The sequence below is a fragment of the Trichocoleus desertorum AS-A10 genome (assembly GCF_039962155.1).
In the GTDB taxonomy this organism is placed as follows: domain Bacteria; phylum Cyanobacteriota; class Cyanobacteriia; order FACHB-46; family FACHB-46; genus Trichocoleus.
Genome location: NZ_JAMPKN010000013.1, coordinates 28,309 through 55,017 on the forward strand (window position 1 = coordinate 28,309; position 26,709 = coordinate 55,017).

The 26,709-nt window shown below is 48.9% G+C and carries 26 protein-coding genes; 10 read left to right on the forward strand and 16 right to left on the reverse strand.

Features of this window, described 5'->3' with window-relative positions; all coding sequences use genetic code 11:
• Window positions 1–262 precede the first annotated feature (262 nt).
• A complete protein-coding gene (murJ, locus tag NDA01_RS17355) occupies window positions 263–1,930 on the forward strand; it encodes a murein biosynthesis integral membrane protein MurJ (RefSeq protein WP_190558589.1) in 1,668 nt (555 codons plus the stop codon).
• Window positions 1,931–2,163: 233 nt separating this feature from the next.
• Here the strand turns inward: murJ and NDA01_RS17360 are convergent, their stop codons facing one another.
• From NDA01_RS17360 to NDA01_RS17375, 4 genes are all read right to left on the reverse strand, one after another.
• Window positions 2,164–2,472 carry a DUF3181 family protein gene (locus tag NDA01_RS17360; protein WP_348228930.1) on the reverse strand — a complete coding sequence of 103 codons (309 nt, stop codon included), beginning with the start codon at window positions 2,470–2,472 and terminating at the stop codon, window positions 2,164–2,166.
• Between the two features lie 97 nt (window positions 2,473–2,569).
• A complete protein-coding gene (locus NDA01_RS17365) occupies window positions 2,570–2,878 on the reverse strand; it encodes a 2TM domain-containing protein (protein ID WP_190438798.1) in 309 nt (102 codons plus the stop codon).
• 50 nt (window positions 2,879–2,928) lie between these two features.
• On the reverse strand, window positions 2,929–3,648 hold the full coding sequence (locus NDA01_RS17370; protein WP_348228931.1) for a PspA/IM30 family protein: 720 nt from the start codon (window positions 3,646–3,648) through the stop codon (window positions 2,929–2,931).
• 144 nt (window positions 3,649–3,792) lie between these two features.
• Window positions 3,793–5,265, reverse strand: a complete 1,473-nt coding sequence (locus NDA01_RS17375; RefSeq protein ID WP_348228932.1) for a hypothetical protein — start codon at window positions 5,263–5,265, stop codon at window positions 3,793–3,795.
• Between the two features lie 299 nt (window positions 5,266–5,564).
• Here NDA01_RS17375 and NDA01_RS17380 point away from each other — a divergent pair, with 299 nt between their 5' ends.
• Window positions 5,565–6,140: a DciA family protein gene (locus NDA01_RS17380; protein WP_348228933.1), complete on the forward strand. Its 576-nt coding sequence runs from the start codon at window positions 5,565–5,567 to the stop codon at window positions 6,138–6,140.
• Between the two features lie 476 nt (window positions 6,141–6,616).
• Window positions 6,617–6,904, forward strand: coding sequence for a hypothetical protein (locus NDA01_RS17385; protein ID WP_190438813.1), 288 nt, complete (start codon window positions 6,617–6,619; stop codon window positions 6,902–6,904).
• Window positions 6,905–7,118: 214 nt separating this feature from the next.
• On the opposite strand, the gene menB is transcribed toward NDA01_RS17385, so the two are convergent.
• From menB to NDA01_RS17405, 4 genes are all read right to left on the reverse strand, one after another.
• Window positions 7,119–7,952 carry a 1,4-dihydroxy-2-naphthoyl-CoA synthase gene (gene menB / locus NDA01_RS17390; RefSeq protein WP_190551888.1) on the reverse strand — a complete coding sequence of 278 codons (834 nt, stop codon included), beginning with the start codon at window positions 7,950–7,952 and terminating at the stop codon, window positions 7,119–7,121.
• Window positions 7,953–8,057: 105 nt separating this feature from the next.
• A complete protein-coding gene (locus NDA01_RS17395) occupies window positions 8,058–8,654 on the reverse strand; it encodes a TerB family tellurite resistance protein (RefSeq protein ID WP_348228934.1) in 597 nt (198 codons plus the stop codon).
• Between the two features lie 52 nt (window positions 8,655–8,706).
• Window positions 8,707–10,449: a 2-succinyl-5-enolpyruvyl-6-hydroxy-3-cyclohexene-1-carboxylic-acid synthase gene (gene menD, locus NDA01_RS17400; protein ID WP_348228935.1), complete on the reverse strand. Its 1,743-nt coding sequence runs from the start codon at window positions 10,447–10,449 to the stop codon at window positions 8,707–8,709.
• Window positions 10,450–10,716: 267 nt separating this feature from the next.
• Window positions 10,717–12,162, reverse strand: coding sequence for an isochorismate synthase (locus NDA01_RS17405; protein WP_348228936.1), 1,446 nt, complete (start codon window positions 12,160–12,162; stop codon window positions 10,717–10,719).
• Window positions 12,163–12,471: 309 nt separating this feature from the next.
• On the opposite strand from NDA01_RS17405, the gene NDA01_RS17410 reads away from it, so the two are divergent.
• From NDA01_RS17410 to NDA01_RS17425, 4 genes are all read left to right on the forward strand, one after another.
• Entirely contained in the window at window positions 12,472–13,794 is a 1,323-nt protein-coding gene (locus NDA01_RS17410) for a cation:proton antiporter (protein ID WP_348228937.1), read from the forward strand.
• A gap of 129 nt (window positions 13,795–13,923) precedes the next feature.
• Entirely contained in the window at window positions 13,924–14,826 is a 903-nt protein-coding gene (menA, locus tag NDA01_RS17415; protein ID WP_348228938.1) for a 2-carboxy-1,4-naphthoquinone phytyltransferase, read from the forward strand.
• A gap of 3 nt (window positions 14,827–14,829) precedes the next feature.
• Complete coding sequence (locus tag NDA01_RS17420) at window positions 14,830–15,816, forward strand: o-succinylbenzoate synthase (protein WP_348228939.1); 987 nt, start codon at window positions 14,830–14,832, stop codon at window positions 15,814–15,816.
• Window positions 15,801–17,255 (forward strand): 2-succinylbenzoate--CoA ligase, encoded by a 1,455-nt coding sequence (locus tag NDA01_RS17425; protein WP_348228940.1) that lies wholly within the window; start codon window positions 15,801–15,803, stop codon window positions 17,253–17,255. The genes NDA01_RS17420 and NDA01_RS17425 overlap by 16 nt, the downstream gene beginning before the upstream one ends.
• Here the strand turns inward: NDA01_RS17425 and NDA01_RS17430 are convergent.
• The 3 genes from NDA01_RS17430 to NDA01_RS17440 are packed head-to-tail and all read right to left on the reverse strand — an operon-like array spanning window position 17,224 to window position 18,823.
• Window positions 17,224–17,649 (reverse strand): acyl-CoA thioesterase, encoded by a 426-nt coding sequence (locus tag NDA01_RS17430; RefSeq protein ID WP_348228941.1) that lies wholly within the window; start codon window positions 17,647–17,649, stop codon window positions 17,224–17,226. The two genes, NDA01_RS17425 and NDA01_RS17430, sit on opposite strands and share 32 nt — an antisense overlap.
• A 17-nt stretch (window positions 17,650–17,666) precedes the next feature.
• Complete coding sequence (locus NDA01_RS17435) at window positions 17,667–18,284, reverse strand: HD domain-containing protein (RefSeq protein WP_348228942.1); 618 nt, start codon at window positions 18,282–18,284, stop codon at window positions 17,667–17,669.
• A gap of 44 nt (window positions 18,285–18,328) precedes the next feature.
• The gene (locus NDA01_RS17440; RefSeq protein WP_348228943.1) at window positions 18,329–18,823 is read right to left on the reverse strand and encodes a pentapeptide repeat-containing protein; all 495 of its coding nucleotides are present in this window, start codon (window positions 18,821–18,823) and stop codon (window positions 18,329–18,331) included.
• A 126-nt stretch (window positions 18,824–18,949) separates the two neighbouring features.
• Here NDA01_RS17440 and NDA01_RS17445 point away from each other — a divergent pair, with 126 nt between their 5' ends.
• Both NDA01_RS17445 and NDA01_RS17450 read left to right on the forward strand, forming a co-directional pair.
• Window positions 18,950–20,068: a tandem-95 repeat protein gene (locus tag NDA01_RS17445; protein ID WP_348228944.1), complete on the forward strand. Its 1,119-nt coding sequence runs from the start codon at window positions 18,950–18,952 to the stop codon at window positions 20,066–20,068.
• Window positions 20,011–22,503 carry a beta strand repeat-containing protein gene (locus NDA01_RS17450; protein WP_431193439.1) on the forward strand — a complete coding sequence of 831 codons (2,493 nt, stop codon included), beginning with the start codon at window positions 20,011–20,013 and terminating at the stop codon, window positions 22,501–22,503. The genes NDA01_RS17445 and NDA01_RS17450 overlap by 58 nt, the downstream gene beginning before the upstream one ends.
• 117 nt (window positions 22,504–22,620) lie before the next feature.
• Here NDA01_RS17450 and NDA01_RS17455 read toward each other — a convergent pair whose 3' ends face one another.
• The 3 genes from NDA01_RS17455 to NDA01_RS17465 all read right to left on the reverse strand — a co-directional run bounded on the left by NDA01_RS17455 (window position 22,621) and on the right by NDA01_RS17465 (window position 24,320).
• Window positions 22,621–23,379 (reverse strand): fatty acid desaturase, encoded by a 759-nt coding sequence (locus tag NDA01_RS17455; RefSeq protein WP_348228946.1) that lies wholly within the window; start codon window positions 23,377–23,379, stop codon window positions 22,621–22,623.
• A gap of 166 nt (window positions 23,380–23,545) precedes the next feature.
• The gene (locus tag NDA01_RS17460; RefSeq protein WP_348228947.1) at window positions 23,546–23,743 is read right to left on the reverse strand and encodes an NblA/ycf18 family protein; all 198 of its coding nucleotides are present in this window, start codon (window positions 23,741–23,743) and stop codon (window positions 23,546–23,548) included.
• Window positions 23,744–23,927: 184 nt separating this feature from the next.
• Window positions 23,928–24,320, reverse strand: a complete 393-nt coding sequence (locus tag NDA01_RS17465; protein ID WP_190558562.1) for a DUF4112 domain-containing protein — start codon at window positions 24,318–24,320, stop codon at window positions 23,928–23,930.
• A 183-nt stretch (window positions 24,321–24,503) separates the two neighbouring features.
• Here NDA01_RS17465 and NDA01_RS17470 point away from each other — a divergent pair, with 183 nt between their 5' ends.
• Entirely contained in the window at window positions 24,504–24,875 is a 372-nt protein-coding gene (locus NDA01_RS17470; RefSeq protein ID WP_190438863.1) for a DUF8632 family protein, read from the forward strand.
• Between the two features lie 23 nt (window positions 24,876–24,898).
• Here NDA01_RS17470 and NDA01_RS17475 read toward each other — a convergent pair whose 3' ends face one another.
• Window positions 24,899–25,381 (reverse strand): methylmalonic aciduria and homocystinuria type D protein, encoded by a 483-nt coding sequence (locus tag NDA01_RS17475; protein WP_348228948.1) that lies wholly within the window; start codon window positions 25,379–25,381, stop codon window positions 24,899–24,901.
• A gap of 146 nt (window positions 25,382–25,527) precedes the next feature.
• Entirely contained in the window at window positions 25,528–26,538 is a 1,011-nt protein-coding gene (locus NDA01_RS17480) for a DUF1517 domain-containing protein (RefSeq protein WP_190438869.1), read from the reverse strand.
• Between the last annotated feature and the right edge of the window lie 171 nt (window positions 26,539–26,709).

Consider the following 26,709-nt stretch of genomic DNA (forward strand, 5'->3'; position numbering starts at 1 on the left):
GCTGCAAGTTTGGAGATGCGATCGCTAGATCTGTAGATGAATTCAGTATGACTTTGTTTTATCAGTTCTTGTAGTGAATCTTTGGCCTAAGTTACTACGCGAAATCGCTGAGTAGTCTGTAAACCATTTACTAGAACTGTTCGCTGCAACCATCCTTATAAGGACGGTAGTAGGGACGGCGGCGTTCCATAAGATTGATCCGGGCGAAACTGGCCGATTCGCGATTAAATAGGGGATGCACGTTCGTTATTTGTAACTATTCGTGTCTGAAACTAAAAAGCCTTCTCGTTCCCTCGCTGGAATTGCTGGGATTGTGGCTGTGGCCACGATGATCAGCAAGGTATTTGGATTGGTGCGTCAGCAAGCGATCGCCGCTGCTTTTGGGGTGGGTCCTGCCGCTGGAGCTTACAACTTTGCCTATGTGATTCCAGGGTTCTTGCTGATTTTGTTGGGTGGCATCAATGGACCCTTCCATAGTGCGATCGTCAGTGTGCTCTCCAAGCGCAAACAAAGCGAAGTTGCCCCAATCGTCGAAACGATCACAACTTTGGTGGGGGGGCTACTCCTACTGGTCACCATTGGATTAATCGTGTTTGCCGATCCGCTGATGCATTTGGTGGCTCCCGGTTTATACATCAGCCCGGAGGTGGCGCAGGCGCAAGGGGTGAATCCAGAGCAATTTCAAGTATTGACTCAAACTAGAGCGATCGCCGTCCAGCAGTTTCGGATCATGGCTCCGATGGCGTTGCTGGCTGGGTTGATCGGGATTGGCTTTGGCACCCTCAACGCCTCCGATCAATATTGGCTACCCTCCATCAGCCCTTTGTTCTCTAGTGTGACTGTGCTGATCGGGATTGGCGTCTTGGCATTCCAGCTTGGCCCTCAAATTACTACCCCCCAGTACGCCCTGCTCGGAGGAATTGTATTAGCTTGGGGAACCTTGGCGGGTGGTGTCTTGCAATGGCTAGTGCAATTACCAGCACAGGCAAGAGCGGGTATGGGTGGGCTAAGACTGCGCTTCGACTTCCATCGCCCCGAAGTCAAAGAAATCATCAAAATTATGGGGCCAGCGACCTTTTCCTCAGGCATGATGCAAATCAATGTCTGGACGGATCTATTCTTTGCTTCGTTTTTGCCCCAAGCGGCAGCGGCAGTATCAGCTTTAGGTTACGCGGGGTTGTTGGTTAACACGCCTCTGGGCATTCTTTCCAACATGATTTTGGTGCCCTTGATGCCTGTGTTTTCTCGGCTCACCGATCCGGCAGACTGGCCCGAATTGAAAGGACGGATTCGGCAGGGTTTGTTGCTGACTGCGGTGGCGATGCTACCTCTGAGTGCCATCATGATTGCGCTGGCGTTTCCCATTGTGCGGGTGGTGTATGAACGCTACGCTTTCGATAAATCCGCCTCCCACCTTACAGCTTCTCTCTTGATTGCCTATAGCGTTGGCATGTTTGTGTATTTGGCGCGGGACGTTCTGGTGCGGGTGTTCTACGCTTTAGGAGACGGAGACACTCCCTTCCGAATTAGCATCGTTAATATCTTTTTGAACGCGGTCTTGGACTTCTTGTTAATCAAACCTTTTGGCGCGTCTGGTCTAGTCTTAGCCACAGTTGGGGTTAACGTCACCTCCAGTATTGCTCTATTGGTGATTCTGCATCGCCGTCTACATGGCTTGCCTTGGCGAGAGCTAGGTTGGCCGATTTTAGGTCTGAGTTTAGGTAGCGCGATCGCGGGAGGATCTTCCTGGGCAACGCTACGAGCCTGCGAGCACTTTCTGGGTACCGAAGGCATCATGACTCAACTGCTAGAACTCACTACAGCTGGTTCAGTCGGCTTAGCAGTATTTGCCCTATTTGCAACTCAGTTACGGTTGCCAGAAGTGGATTTATTTATCGATCGCATTCGCCAGCGCTTACTGAGACGTTAACGAATTAGACGCTGACAAAAATAAAGGGCACGCTGGAGTGCCCTTTACTTTTGAGTACCTTGTCCGAATGGTTAAATTCCCGCAGGCTTTAGCCTGGGGCTTTTGAAACCAAGCCTGCCTTCGCAGGTTAAAACTACTTTTGCAAAGGGTTGAGAGCAAGCAGACCGCGCAGACGGTCTTGGTTCTTGTAGCCGCGACTTTAGTCGTTAGGCATTCGGGTAGGTAGCCTAGTTTTAGAGTTGGTCTTGATATTTCTCCAATACATCCATCAGCAATACTTGGCATTGCATCGGCAGCAGATCGATCAGGGGTAGTTCTCGGCGACCACCTCCCAACTTGACAGGGATGCTGCTAAGGACTTGTTGCACTCGACTTTCGTCTACCGAGTTAGAGGTCAGCAAAGGATAGAGTTGCTCTGCCAAGGGAGTGCTGAGGTGAGCATCGCTTAAGTAGAGGTGCCACTTGGCAATATCCATGTAGACATTTTCGCCAATATCAGCGGCGAGGGCTTCTAAAAGCTCGGTTGTATTGGTTTTTGCCATGATAATGATTTCCTAAATGCAAAATGGGGGCTAAACCAGCTAATTTAGCCAGATTCTGCCCCCATTCTAATCAAGCGATCGCCCAGACAACTTCGCTCTATGGTTTGGTAGACTTCGCACTCGTTTTTTTAGAATCGGCAGGAGTTCCAGCAGAAAATTGAGGGTTGTAGCCAGAGTAATCTGCGATCGCAGCAATATAAATTAGATGCACTAGCAGTCCTACAGCCCACGCTCCCGTGACCCACTTAGACCAAGGCCAAGTGGCAGCTTCTAGCGTGCGCACAAACCACATGCCAGAATTGGTCGCACCAAAAACTGCTACGTGCATGGCAAAATTCATCCGATCATCCAGACGGCGATAAGCAGGATCGCGACGATCTGGTTGACGAGGCCAACGAGGCGGCATAGAAAACCCTTTAGTAAGTGATTAAGCGTCAGAGTGGCTATTGTAATCGATTAAGCGCTGGATGACTGGGACTGAGACTGAGAGGGTGGGAGTTTGACAGTGTTGTCTGTACCGCTGAGTAGTTGAGCTTTCATTGCAGCCAACTCGTCATCTACGGCGTCGCCGCCTTCTAAGGAAGCAAATTTCTTTTCTAGGTCATCGGTGCCTAGTTCTGCGATCGCCTCAGACTGGGCTTCTAGTTGCAGTACCTTTTCTTCCATGCGCTCAAACGCAGACATGGCGCTACCCGTCCCGACGCGACCTAGCATGTCATTAATCTGCTGAGAGGCTTTTGCAGAGCGAGCCCGCGCAATATACAAGTCTTTTTTGGTTTTGGCCTCAGAAATCTTGCTTTCCAAGGTCAACATATTTTGCTTCAGCTTGGTGACAATGCCACTTTGCTGGTCTAGCTGCGATCGCAAAGCTTCGGCAGTTTCCTGATAAGACTTACGACGGGTTAAAGCTTCCCGTGCTAAGTGATCGTCCCCTTTTTGCAAAGCAAGTTGCGCTCGTTGATACCAATCGTTAGAGGTGGATTGGGCTTGGGCACATTGTCGTTCCGTGCGCTTCTGAGTGGCGATCGCTTGAGCTACAGCTTGTCGCAGATGAATCAGGTCTTCCTGCATATCCAAGACCGTTTGCTCCAGAATCTTTTCTGGATCTTCTGCTTGCCCAACTAAGCTGTTGATGTTGGCTCGAATTACCCGCCCAATGCGGTCCAATAAGCCCATACCGATCTCCGTCCACGTTGCTACGACAGGCTTTGTGGGCCGCTAACGCATCAGCTACAAAAACGCAGTTTCAACGACCCCAGCGGAATATTAACCTCATGGTATCGCACCTTTCCGGTTCGTAAGCGAGCCGAAAGCAGGAGATTAGTGCTGCTCTACCTTAGCGGGAATCCCTTGTTTTTCGAGTTCTTCTGCTAAGGCTTCCGCTTTGCCAGCCTCATCAAAGGCTCCCAATTGAATGCGAGCACCATCTGGGAAGTTCTTCACATAGGCATCCGGAATGGCCTTTTGAGCTTCCTCCAGCGTCGCATCACCACTGTATTCAGTCACCACCTTATAGTCATAGGCACTGTTACCCGCCGGAGCTGAGCTAGCAGCACTCTCCGCTTCTGGTTCAGCCGCTCGCGATCGCGGAGCTGGAGGCTCTGGAGCAACCACTACAGGGGCAGGCTCTACTCTCGGAGGCTCTGGAGCAGGTGCATATCGTTCAACGGGCGGCTCGGCGGCAGGCGGGTTGTAAACAGGTTGGTTATAAATTGCAGCGGGTGGAGGGGGAGGCGCGATCGATAGAGGGGGTGCCACTGGCTGCACCACGTAGGGAGCCGCAGAGCGAGGAGCCGCAGCTTGGGTAGCTGGCGCAGTTGTAGTAGTTCTTCCAGCAGCAGGCCCGATGTTAGCACTTGGAACTGCTTTCACTTTAGGCACAGCAACCGACTTGCCAGGGGTAGCGCTTACCTTTCCAGCTCCTGTATTGGCCTTCAGCGTGCTCAAGGTACCCAAGTTCAAATCGACAAATTCTTTCGAGGCCAGATTGGGTGAGTTAGGCAAGCCCACTGCTGCACTATTGGGCGTGACACTCGTAGAGTTAGTGGTTGTAGTGGATGACGTGGCATTAGGCGATCGCCCTATACCTATGGGACGCAGCACCGAAGGATTCATCAACACGTAACCCAAGGTGGCGCTAGACAGCAAAAGCAGCAGCATGGAGCCTAAACCTAGCGGGGTGAGTAGGCTTTGCATAAAGCCCCGCTCAACTCTGGCTTCTGCTTCTTCCTCTGCCAAGCTGCGTAAAAGTTCCTCGGACGACTCCAGGTAATCATCTGGCGGCATTTGAGTAGCAGCCATGCTGATCAAGCTGTTAGTTTCAGAACTATTAGCTTCCGCATAGGCAGCGGTTGGTGCTTCTGATTCTGAGACGCGAGGTAGCACTGCTAGTTGGGAAGCAGAGTGGCTACGAGCAGAACTAAACGACGATTCAGAGCGCGGTTCCTGACTGGGTGACCAGGCTCTAGGTTCAACAGGTGGTGCAATTGGTGCCGTGGTGGATGGGCTGGCAGTAGCGGTACCAGTACTGGTGGCAACTCCCGAATTCATCGGCTGAGGCTGAGTTCTACCCCCCACTGCGCCCACAGAAATTAAATCCAAGGTCTTCCGGGCTTGCTGGCGACCTAGCCCACGAGGCGGTGGCACAGAGCGACCTGTTCGCTGACGCCGATAGCGAACCAATTCCTCTTCTAGGTGCACGTCTAAACTGCCCAAGGCCGTTTGCAACACCGAATTTAAGGATTGGTTTGTCTGGGATTGATTTGGGGATTCAACCGAGGGGCGTTGACTCATTACAGGATTCCTACCATCTTGACTAACCACAAAATTTCCAAGTGGGTGTCCCTCAACCTATGCCATCCAGGACAGCCATAAACTTTCGCAATCCGCCCTAAATTGTTTCGGTCAAAGCCTAGCTTTAATCATCACTCAGACGCAAGCGGGTCTTACACAGATCAACCCTAAACTAAATAAACGTGGGTTAGGGATGAGGGCGAATCAGTAGATGCATCGTATAGTACTGCTGTTGATTCTGATCCTAAAGTAGAGAACCTTTAGAAAAGGGTATACGATTTTTTACCGAGATCGGCAGCATGGCTTTTGAATCCCTTCATCATGTTTTAGGCAGCTTCGAAAATCAAGGGGGATGGCAAGAGCGACAGCAGTTCAAGCGCTTGTTGGCCTATTGGCCAGAAGTCGTAGGACTAGCGGTTGCCAGCCAAACAAAACCAGTTGCAATTCAGCGAGGCGTGCTAAAGGTAGCCACTTCTAGCCCTGCCTGGGCTCAAAACTTGATTTTTGAGCGACAACGGATTCTAGAAAAGCTCAACACTCGGTTAACCATCGAACTCACTGATATTCGTTTTTCTACCGCTCAGTGGCACAGCAGCCGGAAAGAAAATTCTGCTGCCACTTCTGGGCCAGAAGCCAACCCTTGGCAAGACCATCCCAGCCATGTAGCTAACTTCCAGGCACCCAATCAATCACCTCCCGTTCAGGCAGCAGCGCCAAAAGACCCTCAAACCGCGTTTCAAGCTTGGTCAGCGTTAGTGCAACAGCGATCGCAGCATTTACCTGCCTGCCCTCGTTGCCACTGCGCAACTCCACCGGGAGAGTTGCAGCGCTGGACTGTTTGTGCCCTTTGTGTCGCGCAACAATGGCGAGGGTAATTCGTCACGGTTATAGCTTGTGTAGATTGGGAATTCAGTGCTGCATCTGGGTATGACTAAGCAGGGGGCAACCAACTCACTCCTATCTTTGGCGTTCCCACCCAGACGAATTACTAAGGCTTTAAGTCCTATGATGCGGCGTTGCACCTGTCAAATGGCTGAATTTACAGACTCAAATAGCAATTCAAGTTCCTTGACTTTGCTCGAGCCCTAAACTGATTTAAATGTAATTGCCTATCTTTTTTCTTGATCCCCAATTATTTTTGAGAGAAATCAGTGTGGTGGAGCTAGAACCAAAAGTACTGTAAATGTATCCGGTTTTTAACAGGATTATAAAGACAATCTAAAAGGCCTTTTTTATCATGAATCGCTGAAAACCAGGTACAAAAGCGATCGCAGGTTCCCAAATCAAGACTCTCAAAAAAACTTTAGCTTAAAAATTAAAGACAACAGGTTACCTCCTAAAAAATCCTTCTATGAGAACCATAAACCTCGAAACTTCAGCATGTCGTCACTGTCGGTACTACACTCCCGAAGGACGACGCGGCGGCTCTTGTCAGCAGCTAAATGTACCTGTTCGAGGCAGTTGGAAAGCTTGTTCTCTGGCGATCCCCCCGTTTGCGCCCTCTTGGGAGAAGTCTGAAGAGATTATGAATTGGTCAGAAAGTACATTAATCCTAGGAGATGTGATCTCATTGGATTGTTCTCCAATTAATTTCTCAGAAAGAAAAGATGATTTAGCAGTGCGATCGCTGGCCAAATAATCCCCTCTCTTCTCTAAATCGGCTCTGTAAAAACACTGAAGTAATTTCGTTTTTAGATTTGAGCTTGAAGCTAAATGCATCCTCATTTCGCTGAGTTGAAATTGAAGTTTGGTGAAATGGCTACAATGACAGATAAAAATTTGAAACCGCACCTCTAAAACAAGAGTGCGGTTTTTTAAGTGGTTGAGTTTTAGAGGTTAGGCCACGGCTCGGCTCAAGGCAACCAGGGATACTGGCGGAAGTTAGGTTGACGCTTTTCTAAGAACGCCTCTTTACCTTCTGCTCCTTCTTCCGTCATGTAGTAGAGCAAGGTGGCATTCCCAGCTAATTCTTGTAAGCCCGCTTGGCCGTCACAGTCGGCATTAAAGGCAGCTTTGAGGCAACGAATCGCGATCGGACTTTTTTCGAGAATCTCCTGTGCCCATTGGATGCCCTCTGCTTCCAACTGCTCCACAGGCACCACACAGTTGACTAACCCCATTTCTAATGCCTGAGCTGCATCGTATTGACGGCAGAGATACCAAATCTCACGGGCTTTTTTTTGCCCCACCAACCGAGCTAAGTAGCTAGCGCCAAATCCGCCGTCAAAGCTGCCGACTTTAGGGCCAGTTTGACCAAAAACAGCATTGTCTGCAGCGATGGTTAGATCACAGAGAATGTGGAGAACATGCCCGCCTCCGATCGCGTAACCCGCCACTAAAGCAATGACTACTTTGGGCATAGAGCGAATCAAACGTTGCAAGTCGAGGACGTTGAGCCGAGGCACCCCTTCATCATCTACATAACCGCCTTGACCCCGCACACTTTGGTCGCCTCCAGCACAGAAGGCATATTTGCCATCCGTATGCGGCCCCGCCCCGGTGAAAAGAACGACCCCAATACGGCTATCTTCACGGGCATTGGCAAAGGCATCATAAAGCTCAAACACCGTTTTGGGACGAAAGGCGTTGCGCTTGTGGGGGCGGTTGATAGTGATTTTGGCGATGCCATCCGCTTTGTGATACAGGATGTCTTCGTAGGTTTTGGCAACTTGCCATTCAACTTGCATAGTCTGTGCGTGAGTGTAAACAATTAGGCCATCTCTTATCTGAAAGAAATGGCCTAGGCTCAGTGGTGCCATTTTAGAGCAATTCCACGAACGGACTCTGACAAGTCAGGTCTGCGAAGATACCGATAGACTACTGGAAAACTGATTCGCAATATCAACTAAGAGCGGCAGGTGAAATTGTGCTGGAAGCAGCAAATCTTTAATAGTGTTTAAGGCTTCTAGGTCGTCAGATTCAGACGAATGACCATTAGCCAAAACTGTCACCTCACCAGTAGAGAGAGACAAACGGCTGGCGATCGCCTGTAAATACATACTCTCTCGCAAGTCTACTTCACCATCCGCTGCGGCCATCTTGTAGCCCAAGCCGATTAGCAACACTTTTTCAGACTTGGAAAGTAGCATCGTGAGCTTGAGTAGCTCATTCGGAATGATATAAATCTGATGCCGCTGCACGCCAGCGATCAGTTGTTGTGTCAGCTCATGGGTTTGGTCATCCAACGTCAGAAACGAGCTGAGCGTCTGCTGCAACTCTTGCTTCTCGGCATCCGCGATCGCCCGATCCACTAGCATGACGCCTAGCAACACTGTGACCAGAGCCGCCAGAAACACTAGCAAGGGATTTAATTCGTCCTGTTGCAACTCTTGGCCCGTGATGCGGCAGAGAAGCTCTAGAGTTTCAGCGCTGATTTGTGATTGATCCATGCCTGAGAACCGTTGTTCGCCTTCAAGAGTAAACCTGGGGTGCTCAGTTTTGTCAATCAGCGGCAAATTTTGCTAAGTTAGCCCGCCGCCAAGCACTGTCTACCTTGCGATCGGTCCGCACCTCCAGCACTCGGATGCCGTTTTGAGGGAGGGGGTTCAAACGCTCTATTAGCTGGGGCCAGGTTTGAATCAGTTCATATTCCACTCCATAGGCTTGGCAGAGTGGCACGAAATCAACCGTTTGCGGTGTTGCGAAGAATTCTTCAAACACCTGCTCAAATTGGGCGATCGGCAGCATCTCGAAAATGCCACCGCCATTATTGTTGATCACAATAATGGTCAAATGCCCTACCAGCTTGTTTCTGAGCAAAAAACCATTGGTATCGTGGAGCAGTGCTAAGTCTCCCGTCAACAGGACGCTACTTTGATTGCCGTGCGCCATACCCAGAGCTGTAGACAATGTGCCATCAATCCCATTCGCTCCCCGATTAAAGTGAGGTTTGATTGCCGTATTGCCTGGTTTCCAGAAAAACTCCACATCCCGGACAGGCATGCTGTTGGCGATAAATAGAGGCGTGCCGGGAGGCAAATGCTGGGACAGCAGCCAAGCAACTTTGCCCTCAAACCACGCTTCTGTATCCGACATAGTTTGATCTAGCCTTTGCCTAGCTTTCGCATCAACACTGCACCAGTCTTTGAGGTAACTACTTACTGACTTAGATGTAGGCGGCAACAGCGGAGCCAACTGCTCGATCGCCAATCGTAAATGAGTGGTGTAACCATGCAGCGGGTCCAAATTGCGATCGCCCGGATCAACAATCCACTGCTGTGGCTGCACCCTCTCCAGCCAGAGCCGTAGTTCCTTACTCGTCGGCATTTCCCCAATCCGGATTACCATTTCCGGGGCCAATTGCTCTGCTAACTGCCGATTTCGCAGCAGCAAATCATAGGTAGAAATCAGATCAGGGTTGAGGTCTGCATAATTTCTCAGTGGTGACAACCCTTCCGCCAACACAGGCCAACCCAACGCCGCCGACAATTGCGCCACCGCTGTACAGTACTGCACAGGCGATCGCGGTTGAGCAGGCCCCGCAATAATCACCCCCCGCTCACAAGCTTGCCAAGTTGCTAGCGGCAACTGAATATTGCCCACCCCAGCCGCATCAACCTCCGTCATAGGCTGAACCGCCGCAAAAAACTGAACCAAGTCAAACTGCGATCGCCACTCCTCCACCCCCGGATCAGGAATCGGAGCCAGCGGGTCACGCAACGGCAAATTGAGATGCACCGGACCCGCTACAGGCCACAGCGATCGCTCCCAAGCGTAAATCATCGTTTGGCGTAGATACCTGAGCAACCCCATCTCCAAAACAGGCGTTGCCAACTCCGCATACCAATTGGGAAAATCCCCAAACAACTTTTGCTGATCGATTGCCTGCCCCGCATTGCAGTCGCGCAACTCTGGAGGCCGATCCGCCGTTAGCACCAACAACGGCACCCGACTTTGCCGCGCCTCAATTACCGCTGGATAAAAATTCGCCCCCGCCGTCCCCGACGTACAAACTAACACCACAGGCAACCCCGACTGCCGCGCCAAGCCCAAAGCAAAGAACGCCGCCGATCGCTCATCCAGCACCGGAATCGCCTCAACTTCAGGGTGCTGAGCAAACGCGATCGCCAACGGCGTAGACCGAGATCCCGGACAAACCACCGCCGTTCTTAACCCTAAACGAACCAAAGTTTCTGCCAGGATAGAAGCCCAAACAGAATTTGTATTGCGGAAATCAATGGACATGACAGAGAGGGGTGAAGAGTGAGGAGTGAGGGCTTGGGAAAGAAGGAGCGAGGAATCAGAAAGATGAAGGATGAAAGGGAAGGAGAGAGGAGTTGGGAGCCAAGAGTCAGAAAGTGAGGGGTAGGGAGAGAGGAGTGAGGAGTGGAAGAAAAAAGACTCGAAGCAGTCACAGTTAGATTCGTCTGGAGGGGGTCTGGGGGACGCAGCCGTCCCTCAGCGGGGGTTTGGGGGCGAATGCCCCCAAGCTCGGTTCTAGCCAGAGAACTACTAAACCAACGCTTGCAACAAAGCTTGCAACTTCAGCTTAATCTCCGTCAACTCCTTCTCCGGATCAGACCCAGCCACAATCCCTGCCCCCGCATAAAGCCTTGCAGAGCAACCATTCACCAATGCCGAGCGGATTCCTACTATAAACTCCCCATTCCCCTTGTGATCTAGCCAACCCAAAGGAGCTGCATAGAGCGATCGCTCAAACGCTTCATAGCTGCGGATTCGCTGGCAAGCAATATCCCTAGGAGCGCCCGCCACCGCTGGAGTTGGATGCAGTTCAGCCAAAATTTGGAGCAGCGACACATCTGCTGGCACGGTGGCTCGAATCGGTGTGCGTAAATGCTGAATATTCGATAGCTGTAACAAATGAGGAGAAAGCGATCGCCTTGGCATTAAGCCCAAACGAGAGAGAGATTGGGTCAAAAAGTCAATCACCACTTGGTGTTCCCGGATCTCCTTTTCACTATTGAGTAATCCTCTCGCTAGATTGGCATCTTCCAAGGCAGTTTTACCCCTGGGAAAAGAACCTGCCAAGGCATCGGTCAACAGCTCTTGATCTTGAATACTCAGTAAACGCTCAGGACTAGCACCAATAAAGTTTTGTCCCTTGCCATTACTTAAACAAAACACATAACAATCTGGATAAAAGCGTCGCAGATTGCTCAAAGAGTGAATCACATGAAATAGAGTTGGTGAAATAACATCAATTGCATGAGCCAAAACTATTTTATTAAACTGTTTTGACTCAATTGCTTCTAGAGCAGATAAGACAGCTAGCTTGAAATACTTTGTATCTGTAATGTCTCGTTGATCAAAGATTCCTCGACCTTGAAAGTTGACCTCAGGGACTCGATATTTAATCGCAGTAATTTTTTGGAAGTCCCCCCACGCTCGATCGAGCAAGGATTCCAAGTTGGCACTAGCGTTAATGGCAAAATTAGCTACTAACACATAGCGATTAGCCTGGCAGGCAACTTGCCAGCGAGGTAAAAAAAGAGTTGAGTTAGGAAAGTAAGCCTCTTTAGTTGGAGTCTCTTCAAAAAAGGTAAAGCCACCGAAGAAATGTGGCCCCGAAAGCGGCAAACTCAAATCACCTGTTTTAATAGTGTTAATTAAACAGGATTCAATGAAATCTTGAGCTTGAGCAAATCGTCGAGAGCCTTCTACCTTTAGACTCGTAACTGCACCGATCGCGGCGATCGCTCGACGGCTAGACTCTCCAATCCGTTCGTCTTGCCCTCGTTTTTCAAAGTAAAAACTAAGTTGGCTTGGCTTGCTTAAGCAATGCAGTACAGCTAGCGGATCTATTGGGTCAATTTCCAGAGAAATACTTGCGATTTGGGTGCATTCTTTCTCAATTGAAACTTGTTGACAAGCTAAAAGAAATTGATAGAGATCCTTACGATCTTGAAATAGATTAGTCCGGTATGGTGTGACTGGCATGAAAGCGAAGATAGCAATTTTTTTGAAATTGAATTCCTAAATCGTGATCAGCAAGCGTGGTATGCCCGAGGTCGTAACCTCTTCCTTCTATCTAAGCACCGCAGCGCTCGGCAGACCAATTCCGCCTCTATACCCCCGCCCTCTCTCAAGTTCTCATTAATCAGGGCGTGAGTTCTAGGGTCAGCCAGAAAAGTTTACAGGTGAGCCTAATTCATCCTTCTAGGGTAGCTAAATTACCCAAAGAACTGACTCTAGGGTGAGTGGGCCAGAACGGCAGACTACTAAACTCAAAAGGCGTCTCAAAGTCTTATGAGCCCTTGGTTTGTGGATACTTACATTCTTAGTTTTCTAGTTCTTGGCTTACTTCTGCTGTTGATCACTTTAGGTTCGAGCTGGATCAACCGTTTGCCTCTCTCCTATGCCTTGATTTACTTAGCTGTCGGTATTTTGCTGGGGCCTGGAGGCATCAACTTAGTTAAGCTGCGGCCTGAGGCTGAGTTTTTGGAGCGAGCAACTGAGTTTGTCGTGCTGATCTCGCTCTATAGCTGCGGCTTGAAGATGAATCGCCCGCTCAAACTGTGGGCCTGGAGTTCTACAGCGCGGCTGATTGGCTTTCTGATGCCGATCTCCATTGGCGCGATCGCCCTGCTGGGTCACTGGTTTCTTAAGCTCAACTGGGGCGAGGCTATTCTCTTAGGTGCCATCCTAGCTCCGACCGACCCCGTACTCGCCTCAGAAGTGCAACTATCTGACCGAGATGACCGTAACGAGCTACGCTTCGGTTTAACGTCTGAAGGTGGCTTAAATGACGCGCTAGCCTTTCCTTTTGTCTATTTTGGGCTCCACTGGATTGAAGACAGCAACTGGGAAAGTTGGTTCAAAAATTGGGTGGCTATAGACTTGCTGTGGGCGATCGCAGCAGGACTGGTGATGGGAATTGTGGTTGCCAAAGCAGTGGCTTGGGTTGATCAGAAAATCCAAAACTACCGGAAGGTAGACGAACTCTTTGAAGACTTTACAGCCATCAGTACCATTCTCTTGACCTACGCCCTCACAGAAATGGTTAATGGCTACGGATTTCTGGCAGTTTTCGTCGCTGGAGTGGTAGCCCAACGCAGTTATCGCAATCCTGAGAAACCGCGTTCCCAGCTGAGTTTCATCGAGCGGCTAGAGAAACTGGCGGAAGTTGGCGTGATTTTGCTGCTAGGGTCATTGCTACGCATCGAGCCAATTCTGCGCTTTATTGACGAAGCCCTTTTAGTGGCGGGAGCGTTAATTTTTGTCGTACGCCCAATTGGCGCTTGGATCAGCACCATCGGGGAAAAATATACCAGCCTAGTGCCTAAAGGTTCGAGACGGAATTTCCGCGAACGCTTTCGTCCTACCACTCGTTGGCTATTAGGTTGGTTTGGTATCCGGGGCGTTGGTTCCTTGTATTACCTCGCTTACGCTTACGGTAAGGGCTTGGAAGGTGAAACAGGTGAAATGATCGGTTGGATTACTTACCTAACTGTCGTGATTTCTGTGATATTACATGGCATCAGCTCGACTCCGTTGATGAAATGGCACGACGAGAGTATTAGCGACATTTTGGAAGCCGAAGAAACGACTTCCCCGTCTTCGAGCCAATAAGCCTGAGGTTCCTGTAGGCTATGTTACGGGAGCCTTTTTGACTGGAGGAGACATCCCGCGCAGAGATTGCGATCGCAGGGGTGCGGCTACAGTTTGAATGGGCTTCTGGCAACGTACCAATTCTGTGGAATGACTACTAAATCTGTTGCGCCATCAAACTCAGCCAATAAACTGTGGTTCGCGGCAATCAAACCTCCCATGTATAGTGTTGCTGTTATGCCAGTTTGGGTGGGAACTGCGGTTGCCTTTGCTGAAACCAAAGTCATTAGTATTGCAATATTTATCACCTATTTATTGGCTTCAATTTTCATTCTCGCCTGGATGAATTTGAGCAATGATGTGTTTGATTCTGAAACAGGAATTGACGCCAATAAACATCATTCTTTAGTCAATCTTACAGGTAACAAATCTCTAATTTTCTGGCTTGGAAATGCTTTCTTAGCTTTAGGAATTTTAGGTGGTTCTGCGATCGCCTGGTGGCAACAAGACTTCACTCTTTTAGCCATTGTATTGGTAGGTTGTGCCTTAGGATACACCTATCAAGGCCCACCCTTTCGATTGGGTTATCAAGGTGTAGGAGAAATTATTTGCTTTATTTGCTTCGGGCCTCTAGCCGTTTCTGCCGCCTACTACAGCCAAACTCAATCTTGGTCGAGTACTAATTTGATTGCCTCGATCATTATTGGTATTACTACCAGCTTGATTTTATTTTGCTCCCATTTTCACCAAGTAAAAGATGATTTGGCTGCGGGTAAGCGATCGCCCATTGTCCGTCTCGGTACTGCTAGAGGAGCACAACTAATTCCTTGGTTTTGCGGCTTTATCTACGTCTTGACGCTACTATTTATCCTTTTAGGTCTGTTTCCAATTAGAACGTTGTTGATCTTTGCTAGCTTGCCTTTTGCTATTCAACTGACTCGGCATTTGCAGGCTTATCACAACCAACCAGACAAGGTAAGCAACTGCAAATTTATCGCTGTGGCCTTCCATTTTTGGAGCGGATTATTGTTGGGATTGGGATTTGTACTTTAAAGGATGCCTGCCACCCAAATTCATTCCTACCAGTTCGAGTTTCGAGCCTACCAACGCCCATTTCGCCAGCCTTTGAAAACTAGCCAAGGGTTATGGAATGTTAGAACCGGAATTCTGCTGCGTCTAACTGACGAGACGGGCCAGGTTGGTTTTGGGGAGATTTCACCTTTGGCTTGGTTTGGTTCCGAAACCTTCGAGCAAGCACTAGCTTTCTGCCAGCAACTTCCTTCTGAAATTACTGCTGAACACGTCTCAGCCATCCCATCCACCTTGCCAGCTTGTCAGTTTGGCTTTGAATCTGCCTGGTTAGCCTTAAACAAGTCCACCCAATGCAACATTCAAAATTCAACATTTAAAATCTCTTCTAGTGCTTTGCTCCCTGCTGGCTTTGGAGCCTTAGAAGCTTGGCGATCGCTTTGGCAGCAAGGTTTCCGCACTTTTAAGTGGAAAGTGGGAGTTGCAGCCGTACAAGAGGAACTGGAAATGTTGCAAACCTTATGTAACTCCCTTCCACCCCAGGCTCGCTTGCGGCTGGATGCGAATGGTGGTCTGACCGCAGAGACAGCGATCGCCTACTTACAAGTTTGCGACCAGTTAGGCATTGAATTTTTAGAGCAACCGCTGCCAGTCAATCAGTTCCAGACCATGTTGGCACTGAGCCAACAGTACTCTACTCCCTTAGCCTTGGATGAATCAGTTGCCATTCTGGCTCAACTCAAAGCTTGCTATGTCCAAGGTTGGCGAGGCATTTTCGTAATTAAGCCTGCGATCGCAGGGTTTCCTTCCCAGTTGTGGCAATTTTGTCAAACGCACCAAATTGATGTAGTTTTTTCCTCAGTTTTTGAGACAGCCATTGGTCGGGACGCAGGTTTAAGTTTGGCAGCAGAACTCACTTCAGGCGATCGCGCCGCTGGCTTTGGTGTGACGCACTGGTTCAGCGATGGTTGGGACCAACTTTCAGATTTTGAGCAGCTATGGAAGAGCGTTTAACTCCCGATCTGCTTTTGCAGCATTTACAGGCGCGATCGCAAACTGACTGGCTTATTGGTGTTGACCAAGTCAAACTCACTGATCTAGCTCAGCATTTATTCCAAGAACTCACTCAACTCATTCACCAAGGAACCACTCCTAAAATCTTTTTGGCCGAGCGATCGCCAGAGCGATTTCTGGCAGGATTCCTCGCTGCTTGCGCTGCTCAATGCCCTGTATTTTTGTGCAATCCCAATTGGGTCCAAGCCGAGTGGCAGCAGGTATTGGATTTGGTGACACCGGATTTAATTTGGGGCGATCGTGACTCTTTAACTCTTCCCTCAGATATTTTTGCCCCCTCAGTATTAGAAAACTTTGCTCAAGTTCCCCCCAAGTTTGGGGGGCTAGGGGAGCCAGGTTCAAGCCACTCAGGTTGGATCATGATTCCCACAGGGGGGTCATCTGGGCGAATTCGCTTTGCCATCCACACTTGGTCAACGCTAATGGCCTCAGTGTGGGGTTGCCAGCAATATTTTGAGGTAAAGCAAATTAATTCTTACTGTGTCTTGCCGATTTACCACGTCAGCGGTTTGATGCAATTTCTACGCTCTTTTGTGTCAGATGGGAAATTGGTAGTACAGTCCTTCAAGCAATTGGAGGCAAGAGAATTTAGCTCGATTGACCCCACTCAATTTTTCATTTCTTTGGTGCCAACTCAACTACAGCGCCTACTGGAGCGGCAAGAATTAACGTCTTGGCTAGCCCAGTTTCACACGGTTCTCCTTGGTGGAGCGCCCGCTTGGAGTGAGCTGCTAGAAGCTGCTAGACGCGATCGCATTCGTTTAGCCCCCACATACGGCATGACCGAAACCGCCTCTCAAATCGCCACTCTCCACCCAGAAGATTTTTTGGCAGGTCATCAAAATAGTGGTCGAGTTTTACCCCACGGCAACATCAGTATCCACAGCGCGTTTGGGGAACTGCTGCCATCCGATCAGGTCGGCCAAATCAGGATTCAAGCTGAGTCATTGACGCTGGGCTATTATCCACACCTATTTGAGCAACCTCAGTTCCAACCCGATGACTTGGGTTATCTTGACGAGCAAGGTTATTTGCACATCATCGGTCGCAACAGCCACAAGATTATTACGGGGGGCGAGAATGTTTTTCCCGCCGAAGTGGAAGCAGCGATTCGAGCGACCAACTTAGTGACTGATGTTTGTGTAATTGGCCTTCCAGACGCTCACTGGGGGCAGATTGTGACAGCGCTTTACGTTCCTGCCTGTCAAACTACTTCGACTAATTTAAGCGATCGGTTGCAAGCACGCTTAAGCAAATTTAAGCAGCCTAAATATTGGATTTCAATCGAGCATTTACCGCGAAATCTCCAAGGTAAGATTAACTACGAACAGGCTCAAGCGATCGCCCTCAATTGGCTTCAGAATCGCTCCACTGCTTGAGCCATTCCTGCATCATTTCTGGTAGATCTTCCCGCTTTCTAATTGTTGGATTAATACAAACATGACGAGTGTGCGCTTGGCTTAACGGGCGATCGCTGGAGCCATCTGCAAAAATTTGGTAGTCAATTCTAAACTCTTGCTCTGAAATTAATGTTGGGGTGAGATGAATCAGTTCTTGATCACCGCAAAACATGGGTCGAAAAAAATCAACTTCTGCATGGGTGATGGGAATGGCGATCGCAGAGTTGCTGAAAAACTCTTTCAAATTAATTCCTGAGGCTGCCAAAGAGGCTTCATAAGCTTCATGACACATCGCCAACACATTGGCAAAGTAGACTACACCCGCTGCATCAGTGTCTTGAAAGCGAATGGTTCGAGAATAGATAAAAGGCATTGATTTTCTAGTTCTAATTAAGTGCTAACAGACTCAGCTTGTGGAGCTTGTTGTAGATAGCCTGCCGCCACACAATCCGCCACAATTTGCTCCACTAAGGGCCACAACTCCGGTGCTCCTTCCTGAACAGGCTGCATCCGCCACAACACTTGATCTGCTCTAATGCCATGCTTTTTCCAAGAAGCTCCCCCAGTTTGCTGATTGTTTAGAATCGGTTGGAGGCGATCGAGGGCAACGGCAAATTTGGCTTCTGGAGTCACTTGAGCTTCAAATTCTTCCCAGAGCGATCGCAACTCAGTTCCTTGGTCTGGAGGCAACAGCCCAAACAGGCGATCGGCAGCCGCCAATTCCCGCCCCGCTTTGCTTTGATTACCGCTGAGGTCGTAGCAGAACGTATCACCTGCATCAATCTCGACTAAATCGTGCAGCAACAGCAATTTGACAGCGTGTAATAGATTCACGCCTGCGGGCGCGTACTCAGCCAGCACGATCGCCATCAAGGCAATATGCCAGGAATGTTCTGCGCTATTTTCCTGCCGCGAAGCGTTGGTGAGCAACGTCTGCCGCAAAATCTGCTTTAGTTTGTCAATTTCGACAATAAAGGCAATTTGTTGAACGAGTCGGTTGGATGGCACAGCAAATCCCAATCAGTTCTAACCAGGTTTCTACCATGCCCTAGTTACTTCAGCCAAAACTCCAACAAAGCGCCTCGCTCTTGTAAATCTTGCCGCTGGTCATCCGTCAAACCCACTCCTACACCCAGGCGGCAACCTTTCACCCAAGCTCCAGCCCAACTAGTTTTGTTGAGGGTCGCCCCTCGCAGGTCTGTATTTCTCAAATCAGCATCTTGCAACTGAGCATAAATCAAGTCAGCTTTTACCAAACTGCTACCGTTCAGTTTCGCTCCTGTTAAATTCGCTCGAATCAAATTCGCTCCATCTAATGTCAAACCTGCTAGCTCCACACCACGCAAATCAGGAAACTTGACTCGACTAGGTTCAGCAAAAAAGCGCATTACACAAGCAACATTGGCATCAGTGTTGGGCATCAGCAACATGAAGTCGGCGTAGCGAGACAACCCCAACTGTTTCAGGATTTGCAGGCGATCGCTCACTTCCTGCTCCAGGAATCGGCTAGAGAAGGCTAACGAATCTGATGTAGTTGTTGGCAGCATAAGCTCCTCAAAATCTCGCGATCGGCTTTTCTCATCATTTTGCACTGGTCGCAAATTTACTGGTTTAGTACGGATATTACTGAGGCACTAAATACGAAATTTTCTATCTAGGAAATGTAGTTACTCATGTCAGACCTTTACGAGAGCAAGAACGATCCCATGCCTATCAATAACGACGCAGTCACGGTCAACGAAGATACAGTCGTATCAATTAATGTACTTGGCAATGACAGCAGTACCGATGGTAGCTTGCTCACTATTGTTAACTTTAGCCAAGCCACCAACGGCTCGGTTTCAAGTAATGGAGATGGAACCTTCACCTACACCCCAAACGCCAACTTCAATGGCAGTGATAGCTATACCTATATGGTCGGTTCGGGTACAGGTACTGAGAGCGCTACGGTGGCGATCACGGTTAGCCCTATCAATGACGAACCGATCGCTAGTAACGACGCTTTCACAACTAGTGAAAATACAACCATCACCATTTCTGCTCTACTAGCCAATGATTTCGATGTTGATGGTGATTTTCTCACAATTATTGACTTCACTAACGTTGCTAATGGCGTGCTGATCGATAATGGCGACGGCAGCTTCTCCTATAGTCCCAATTTTGGCTTCACTGGTGCTGATGGCTTTAGTTACATCATTAGCGATGGCAATGGAAATACCAGCCAAGCAAGTGTCACCATTTCAGTCGGTAATGGCTCTGGTGAAGGATTGGGTAGCATTAATGGCACACCAAGTGATGACACTCTGCCAGGCACTAATGGTAACGACACCATCTACGGCTATGGCGGCAATGACACGATTAGCCCTGGCCTAGGCTACGACTATGTCGATGGTGGCGAAGGGGAAGACACCTTAATCATTGACTACTCCTCCCTCGACTCTATGTCTGGCTACTCCTATGGCTATGGCAGTGGTTACTACTCTGGCTACAGTTACAGTAGCAATGGCTACAGCAACATCAGCTTTAGTAACATTGAACGCTTCAACATTACAGGAACGGCAAACAACGATTATTTTTACGGTGCTGAGCTAAACGACACCCTCAATGGTAATGATGGCGACGACGAAATCTATGGTGGTGGTGGAGCTGACATCCTCAATGGTGGCAACGGCAATGACACCATTTATGGTGGTGACGGTGATGCACTATTAACGGTGGAATTGGCAATGATGTCATTTTCAGCGGCAATGGAGCCGATACCATTGATGGCGGTGCTGGCGACGATGCTTTAAAGGATGTAGATTTCTCTGCAGATACAACTGGCCTTAATTTCAATGACACTAATCCCATTACTGGCAACATCACTTTAGCCAACGGCACAGTTGCTACCAACGTCGAGTTCATCGATGGTTTGACTACAGGCAGCGGCAACGACACCATCAACTTCAGCCGTCAGCGTAACAACACCATCAACACAGGTGCTGGCGACGACATCATCAATGCGGGGTTGGGGCAAGACTACGTCAATGGGGGTGAAGGAGAAGACACCCTCACTATTGACTACTCCTCGCTCGGCTACATGTATGGCTCTTCCTATGGCAATGGCAATGGTTACTACTCTGACACGTACAACAGTATCAGCTTTAGCAACATTGAGCGCTTCAACATCACAGGGACTGCCAATAATGACTCTATTTTTGGTGGGTACGGCGATGATGTACTCAATGGTGGGGCGGGGGATGATCTTATTTCTGGAAGTGGCGGAGCCGACAAAATTGATGGCGGTGCTGGCGACGATGCTTTAAAGGATGCAGATTTCTCTGCGGATACAACTGGCCTTAATTTCAATGACACTAATTCCATTACTGGCAACATCACTTTAGCCAACGGCACAGTTGCCACTAATGTCGAGTTCATCGATGGTTTGACTACAGGCAGCGGCAACGACACCATCAACTTCAGCCGTCAGCGTAACAACACCATTAACACAGGGGCTGGTAACGACAAAATTAACTCTGGCCTAGGATACGACTATGTCGATGGCGGCGAAGGGGAAGACACCTTAGTCATTGACTACTCTACCCTCGACTCCATGTCTGGGTCTGGCAATCCTTACTACTATGGCTATAACAGTAGCTATTACTCTGGATATGGAGTCAATGGCTACAGCAGCATCAACTTCAGCAACATCGAGCACTTGAATGTCACTGGAACTGCCAATAGTGACATTTTCGGAGGTGGTAGTGGCAGCGATGTTCTCAGCGGCGGGGCTGGTAATGATGTTATTTCTAGCCGTGGAGGTGCAGACCTCATTGATGGTGGTGCAGGTGAAGATGGATTAGGAGATGCAGATTTCTCTGCGAATACCACTGGACTCAGCTTCAGTGATGCAACTGCGATCGTGGGCAATATCACTTTAGCCAACGGCACAGTTGCTACCAATGTTGAGTTCATTGATGGCTTGACCACAGGCAGCGGCAACGACACCATCAACTTCAGTCGTCAGCGCAACAACATCATCAACACAGGGGCAGGCAACGACACGATCAATGCAGGTTTAGGACAAGACTTTGTCGATGGCGGCGAAGGAGAGGACACTCTCATCGTTGACTACTCCGCCTTCAACTCCATGTCCGGAGGTTCTGATTACTACAGCCCTAGAGGTGGTTACTTTGCAGGCTATGGAACCGATGGCTTCAGCAGCATCAGCCTTAGAAACATCGAGCACCTGAATGTCACTGGAACTGCCAATAATGACATTTTTGGGGGCATTGGTGGTGACGATGTTCTCAACGGTGGAGCTGGTAATGATGTGATTAGTGGGGGTGGCGGCGCTGACAAGATTGATGGTGGTGCTGGTGAAGATGCTTTGAACGATGCTGACTTCTCAACTGCTACCAAGAATCTCACTTTTGGAGATACTGGCAGCATCAGTAAGGAACTCAAGCTAGCCAATGGCACTGTTATCACCAATATCGAGTTTTTCGATGGGCTCACTACAGGTAGTGGTAATGACACTATCAACTACAGTCGTTACCGCAACAATACGATTAACACAGGTAGTGGGAACGACAACATTAATGCGGGCTTAGGAGCAGACACTGTGGATGGTGGAGCAGGTGATGATCTGCTCCACATCGATTACTCCTCTCTCAGCTACATGTATGGCTACAACTACTCCAATGGTGGTGGCTATTACTCTGGCTACAGCGCCAATGGCTACAACTCCATTAGCTTTAGCAACATCGAGCGTCTCAATATCACTGGCACTATCAGTAGCGATTCCTTGTATGGCGGCGATGGCAACGATACCCTCAGTGGTTGCTTTGGCAACGACTACATCTCCAGTGGCGCTGGCACTGACACGCTGAATGATGGAGCTGGCAGTGATACTCTCATTGGTGGTGCTGGGAATGACGCGATCGCCCTGACCAATGATGGTTTCTCTAACACCATTTTTTACACCAATGGTGATGGCAGCGATACAGTGAAGCAGTTCCGGAGAGGGGCTGGCGGGGACATCATCTCCTTTAGCGGCATTGGTGCGGTTGATGTCGTCAAATCTGGCAACGGCACACAACTACGGCTCAGTGATGGCATCAGCAACAACGCAGGTTTCGGCAAAGGTGCTTTACTAGTGACGTTAGCAGAGACAGCAGGCTTTGCAGCAGCCGACGTCAATATAAATCTGCTTTCAAACGATGGAGGCCAGTTCCTATTTGCTTAGTTCTGCTAAAAACAAGTCTGAAATTGTAATTAGCTAGTAAAAGAGGGGACAACGGGAAAAGTTTGTCCCCTCTTTTGCGTTCGTAACGACTGCTATCAGCATTACCTCACTTTGCGTTTAATCTAAGCTTTTTCTGACTGCGGCTAATCCGTACCAAGGGACATCTGGATACTCGTGATGCTCCCAGTGATAACCAAAGTGATAGCAGCTAAGAAATGACCAAACGCTTGAACAATTGATGCTAGTTGCCCGATGGCGATTGGTGTACCCTGCTGAAGGCTCGCGGTGAGGTAGATAAATCCCAAAGTAAAAGAGTTGCCAGGAGCTTAAAAGAAGTGGCAACAACCAAAATAACAACACATTAGCTAGGGGAACTTGAAACCCAAATAGCAAACTGTAAAAAACAATACTCATGCCAATTAGCAAAATCCAACTTTGCTTGCCTGACAGGTAGCTTTTCATAAAGTGAAAGTACCAAGCCGCAATACTTTGAGGCTCCTGATCGTAAAAATCTGGATCGCGGTTGGTGGCTGGAGCGCGATGATGTAGGCGATGGTTAGCTAAAAGATCTTGATAGGGCAGGAGGGCATAAAGGACAGAAACTACGGTGCCAATACCCTCGTTAATTTGGCGGTTTTTGGAAATAGTTCCGTGCATCGCATCATGAGCTGTAATGAATAGCCCAGTATGCAAAAAAGTTCTAATTAGAATAACTGGAATTAGACCAAAAACTTGTAAGCTAGAAATATCAATCGTGAAACACCATATTAAGCTTCCTAACCATAGGCTAGTGATAGTAGCAGCGATTAAAATTCCTGCATGAGAAGCTATAGAAATCGAAGATGATTCCTTTAATCTAATATCTAAATTTTGCATAATATCCAATTAAAAATTCGGGCGATCGCTAAACAGCAATCCGATTCAGTCAGGTTCGCTGCCGTACCGCAAACCGATCATCAAAAGCCGCTGTATCAAACTGCTAGCAAGAGCGCTGACTTTGTAGGGTGTCATAGTGCATCAGCGCTCTTAGCCACTTGGGAGATTAGACCCAGTTCTCTGGAGTGTCTAACCCCCACTCATGCTTCAGAAATTCTTGGTACATCTTTTCTCGCAGCATCATTTGCTCATACAAGCTGACTAGAAACTCCTGAGCTTGTTCACGGGACATGAGTTGAACTTGATCTGCGAAACTTCTAAGACTGAATTCTTGTTCTAAAGATAATTGGGTGGGGGAATTCATGACGGGCTCCTTGCCAAGTAAAACCAAGAGAGAGTAACAGTGAGAAAAAAGCTTTGAAGTGGATTTTGTAAACCTATGTAAACAAAGATAACAAATTATTTAGGAAACGGTTTCTATCTTCTGTAGAGTTACCTCTTTACAACCCTAGGTACAGGTAGGGCACAAAGCGGCCAAGTCTAGACCACTAGCGAGGTAGGGGCGTAACTGTTGCCACTTCCTCTAGTTCTGGATCTACCACTTGTAGGTGTTGTTCTAGTAGGGCCAGATTTCGGATGTTCGATTTATAAAAGGCATCGAACAAGTCACCAATCAGCGGTATCGAACCCACTACTGCCTCCAAGCCGATGTTGAAAACCATGCGGTACAACACAGGAGAAGGCAAACTAAATCGAGCTGCCAGGAAAATGATGTAAGCCGAGAAGGCGGTGCTTACAAGATCTCCTGCCCCTGGAATTAGCCCCATAATCGGGTCTAGGCCAATTCGGAAACCGATACCCGGAATTCGAATGGCAGTGTCCATCAAGCGGCTGAGCTTACGGATACGATTGAGTGTGAGGAGACGTTCAGTGTTGTTCATATCTTGATCGTCGCAAAGGCGTTAGGCGATCGCTTGTATCAGGAGAGAGAATGCAAACAGGGCTACTGCCTCGTCCTCGTGACTGAGTTGAGGATGGCTGAATATGCAATTGGGTAGGCTGCATCAAAACGGCGATCGCTCTCCCTGCTTCAGTCTCAGTGCGAACTATGAGACAATCACACTGTGTCTGATCTCTTGCAATCTGGCGAAATTCTTTATAGTCCCGGTGGTCACTTCTGCTACCGGATTGTGGGTCCTTGCTGTCGTTTGTTTGACCGTGAGCAATTGCCTTGGCCTTGTTGCCGGTTGGAATGGCGGGGCAAAGAACCGAGTTGGCGCAGGATTGGCAAGCGCTACGTACCTGATTTAGCCACCAAAACTCACCCTTCCTATGCAGTTGAGATTTTAGGTCAAGGTTGCTCTGGAAAAACAATTGAAATCACGCTTTACTCTGTCAAACTCTCCCCTGTAGAGCAAGAGTGGTGGTATGCCAGCCATAAAACCCCACAGGCTGACTTTCCGCTTGAAGCGGCTATCTCCGGTCTAGTTTCTTAACCGTCTCGTTCGTGGTCTTCAATCTAATGATGCAGATCCAGTAGATAGCGATCGCTCACTTGGGCAGCGACCGTTTCTAACAAGCTAACAGGGGCAGATGACACGAGTACAGAGGGATAGACAGCACTTTCCCAGTCGGGATGAATCACTAAAGTACAGTCGCCTTGAGCCATCGTGGGATATTGCAATGCGGCCCGCACCACCGCAACATCATCTAAGTGCAGCCGACCGGGAGGCGATCGCAGAGGCCAACCTGTTGCTGGATCAAAAAGATCTGCCAAATGCCCTAAGGATTCAAGTTCTAGCGCAACTTGATGCCCAAACTGCAAAAACTGTTCACGTCCTTGTCGCTTCTGGCCTTCTGTTGCCAGAGTTCGACTCAGCATCAAGCTAGAGCATTGTTGCAGCACGACCAAAATCGACAAAATCGGCTGCGACCAATCGGGCAGCAATTGGTCAGCGTAAGTCTGAATAAATTGAGTGGGCGAATGAACTGAATATTGCATTCGCATGCTGGGGATGAAATGTGAGGAGCGATCGCTTCTCCACTCTAACCGCCGTCACTTCCAATCTAAAATTCAATTTAAACGGCAACTCCCCCAGTGGATAACCAGCGTGGGGGAGAAGGGTTTGAGCGAAAGTAGAATCGTGACTAGACGAGTTTGAGGTTGGGATACTCCGCTATCATGTCGTCTGTGGTCAGAGTGTCATCCTCAGCTTGAGGAGTCCACAGAATCTCCACTGCTAGCAGTTGTTCGCTAGGGATAGCACCAATCTGGCTGAGTGCCCGTCGCAAATCTTCAGTGTTGTTGATGGCTGGGAACTGCCATTTACCTTGCGTCCCGACCAGGATGGTCACCACAATGTATTCACTGGGAGCTTGACTGGTGTTAGTCAATGCACCACCGGGTTCAGCAACAGTCAGGGCAGATGCGTCATTAGCTGACTTCAGTTGCCTACGAGTGTTGAAGTTGGTCAGAGTTTCCTCGCCAAACTTACTGCGCTCTGCTAAGGCTAACCGATTAAACTGAGCTTCAGCCGCGCTTAGACGAGTTTGCTGGCTTTCGGACCCAGCGTAGATCCAGTACTCTGGGTGACGCAGCAAGGCAAGAGAGGCTTCTTGCAGGACTTGAACCAACCCTTCCGAAGAGCTAGTATCCGCAGCTTCAGCGATGCGGTTCAGGTCAGCTTGCAGAGTTCGAGCTTCGGCCAACAGACCTACTTGCAGCTTCGCGACTGACACAGCAGGGTTGCTGGAGGAAGCATCATAGTCTAGGCTTTCGCCATCTGCGCCCGCACCGACTCGGCGGAATGTGCTGACGAGGAAGTTGGCGATCGCAAAGAAGATCAAGATACCAAATAGGCCACTTAATCCACCCGTACCACCTAAGAACGGAATAAAGAAGAGAGGAGAAAATCCACCGCCACCACCATAACCGTATCCATACCCACCGCCATAACCACCAGGGCCAGGAGTATAGCTACGGGGAGCAGAGTAAGTGGGGCCACGACTGGGGGCTCTGAATGAACCACCGCCAATGCGTCCACCGCTACGGGCTGCCAACGCACCATCGGCATTACTCAGTGCCAGAGTCAGCACTAGGCCAACCAGAAGCACGGACTTTAAAAAAGGTTTGATTACAGAAAAAAGTTTATTACGCATAAGGCGTGCCTATCCAAGCTGACGAAAAAACAATCGGCTCCGGCTAATTCCAAACTTCAATTCAAAATTTCAATTCGGAATGTTTTTAACCAGTTCATGATACTGGTGGACAACCACCTGCCTGCAAGTTTTAGAACTCGGCTTGAGGCGGCTCACCCTTTGTCAAGAGCC

Excerpts from the sequence above, each read along its gene's own strand:
- NDA01_RS17460 (WP_348228947.1), bottom strand. The coding sequence starts at position 23,743 with ATGAATTCCCCCACCCAATTATCTTTAGAACAAGAATTCAGTCTTAGA.
- NDA01_RS17375 (WP_348228932.1), bottom strand. The coding sequence starts at position 5,265 with ATGAGTCAACGCCCCTCGGTTGAATCCCCAAATCAATCCCAGACAAAC.
- NDA01_RS17380 (WP_348228933.1), top strand. The coding sequence starts at position 5,565 with ATGGCTTTTGAATCCCTTCATCATGTTTTAGGCAGCTTCGAAAATCAA.
- NDA01_RS17445 (WP_348228944.1), top strand. The coding sequence starts at position 18,950 with ATGTCAGACCTTTACGAGAGCAAGAACGATCCCATGCCTATCAATAAC.
- NDA01_RS17405 (WP_348228936.1), bottom strand. The coding sequence starts at position 12,162 with ATGCCAGTCACACCATACCGGACTAATCTATTTCAAGATCGTAAGGAT.
- NDA01_RS17410 (WP_348228937.1), top strand. The coding sequence starts at position 12,472 with ATGAGCCCTTGGTTTGTGGATACTTACATTCTTAGTTTTCTAGTTCTT.
- NDA01_RS17475 (WP_348228948.1), bottom strand. The coding sequence starts at position 25,381 with ATGCAATATTCAGTTCATTCGCCCACTCAATTTATTCAGACTTACGCT.
- NDA01_RS17370 (WP_348228931.1), bottom strand. The coding sequence starts at position 3,648 with ATGGGCTTATTGGACCGCATTGGGCGGGTAATTCGAGCCAACATCAAC.
- NDA01_RS17455 (WP_348228946.1), bottom strand. The coding sequence starts at position 23,379 with ATGCAAAATTTAGATATTAGATTAAAGGAATCATCTTCGATTTCTATA.
- NDA01_RS17430 (WP_348228941.1), bottom strand. The coding sequence starts at position 17,649 with ATGCCTTTTATCTATTCTCGAACCATTCGCTTTCAAGACACTGATGCA.
- menD (WP_348228935.1), bottom strand. The coding sequence starts at position 10,449 with ATGTCCATTGATTTCCGCAATACAAATTCTGTTTGGGCTTCTATCCTG.
- NDA01_RS17420 (WP_348228939.1), top strand. The coding sequence starts at position 14,830 with ATGCCTGCCACCCAAATTCATTCCTACCAGTTCGAGTTTCGAGCCTAC.
- NDA01_RS17365 (WP_190438798.1), bottom strand. The coding sequence starts at position 2,878 with ATGCCGCCTCGTTGGCCTCGTCAACCAGATCGTCGCGATCCTGCTTAT.
- menB (WP_190551888.1), bottom strand. The coding sequence starts at position 7,952 with ATGCAAGTTGAATGGCAAGTTGCCAAAACCTACGAAGACATCCTGTAT.
- NDA01_RS17465 (WP_190558562.1), bottom strand. The coding sequence starts at position 24,320 with ATGAACAACACTGAACGTCTCCTCACACTCAATCGTATCCGTAAGCTC.
- NDA01_RS17360 (WP_348228930.1), bottom strand. The coding sequence starts at position 2,472 with ATGGCAAAAACCAATACAACCGAGCTTTTAGAAGCCCTCGCCGCTGAT.
- menA (WP_348228938.1), top strand. The coding sequence starts at position 13,924 with ATGACTACTAAATCTGTTGCGCCATCAAACTCAGCCAATAAACTGTGG.
- NDA01_RS17480 (WP_190438869.1), bottom strand. The coding sequence starts at position 26,538 with ATGCGTAATAAACTTTTTTCTGTAATCAAACCTTTTTTAAAGTCCGTG.
- NDA01_RS17385 (WP_190438813.1), top strand. The coding sequence starts at position 6,617 with ATGAGAACCATAAACCTCGAAACTTCAGCATGTCGTCACTGTCGGTAC.
- NDA01_RS17425 (WP_348228940.1), top strand. The coding sequence starts at position 15,801 with ATGGAAGAGCGTTTAACTCCCGATCTGCTTTTGCAGCATTTACAGGCG.
- NDA01_RS17395 (WP_348228934.1), bottom strand. The coding sequence starts at position 8,654 with ATGGATCAATCACAAATCAGCGCTGAAACTCTAGAGCTTCTCTGCCGC.
- NDA01_RS17440 (WP_348228943.1), bottom strand. The coding sequence starts at position 18,823 with ATGCTGCCAACAACTACATCAGATTCGTTAGCCTTCTCTAGCCGATTC.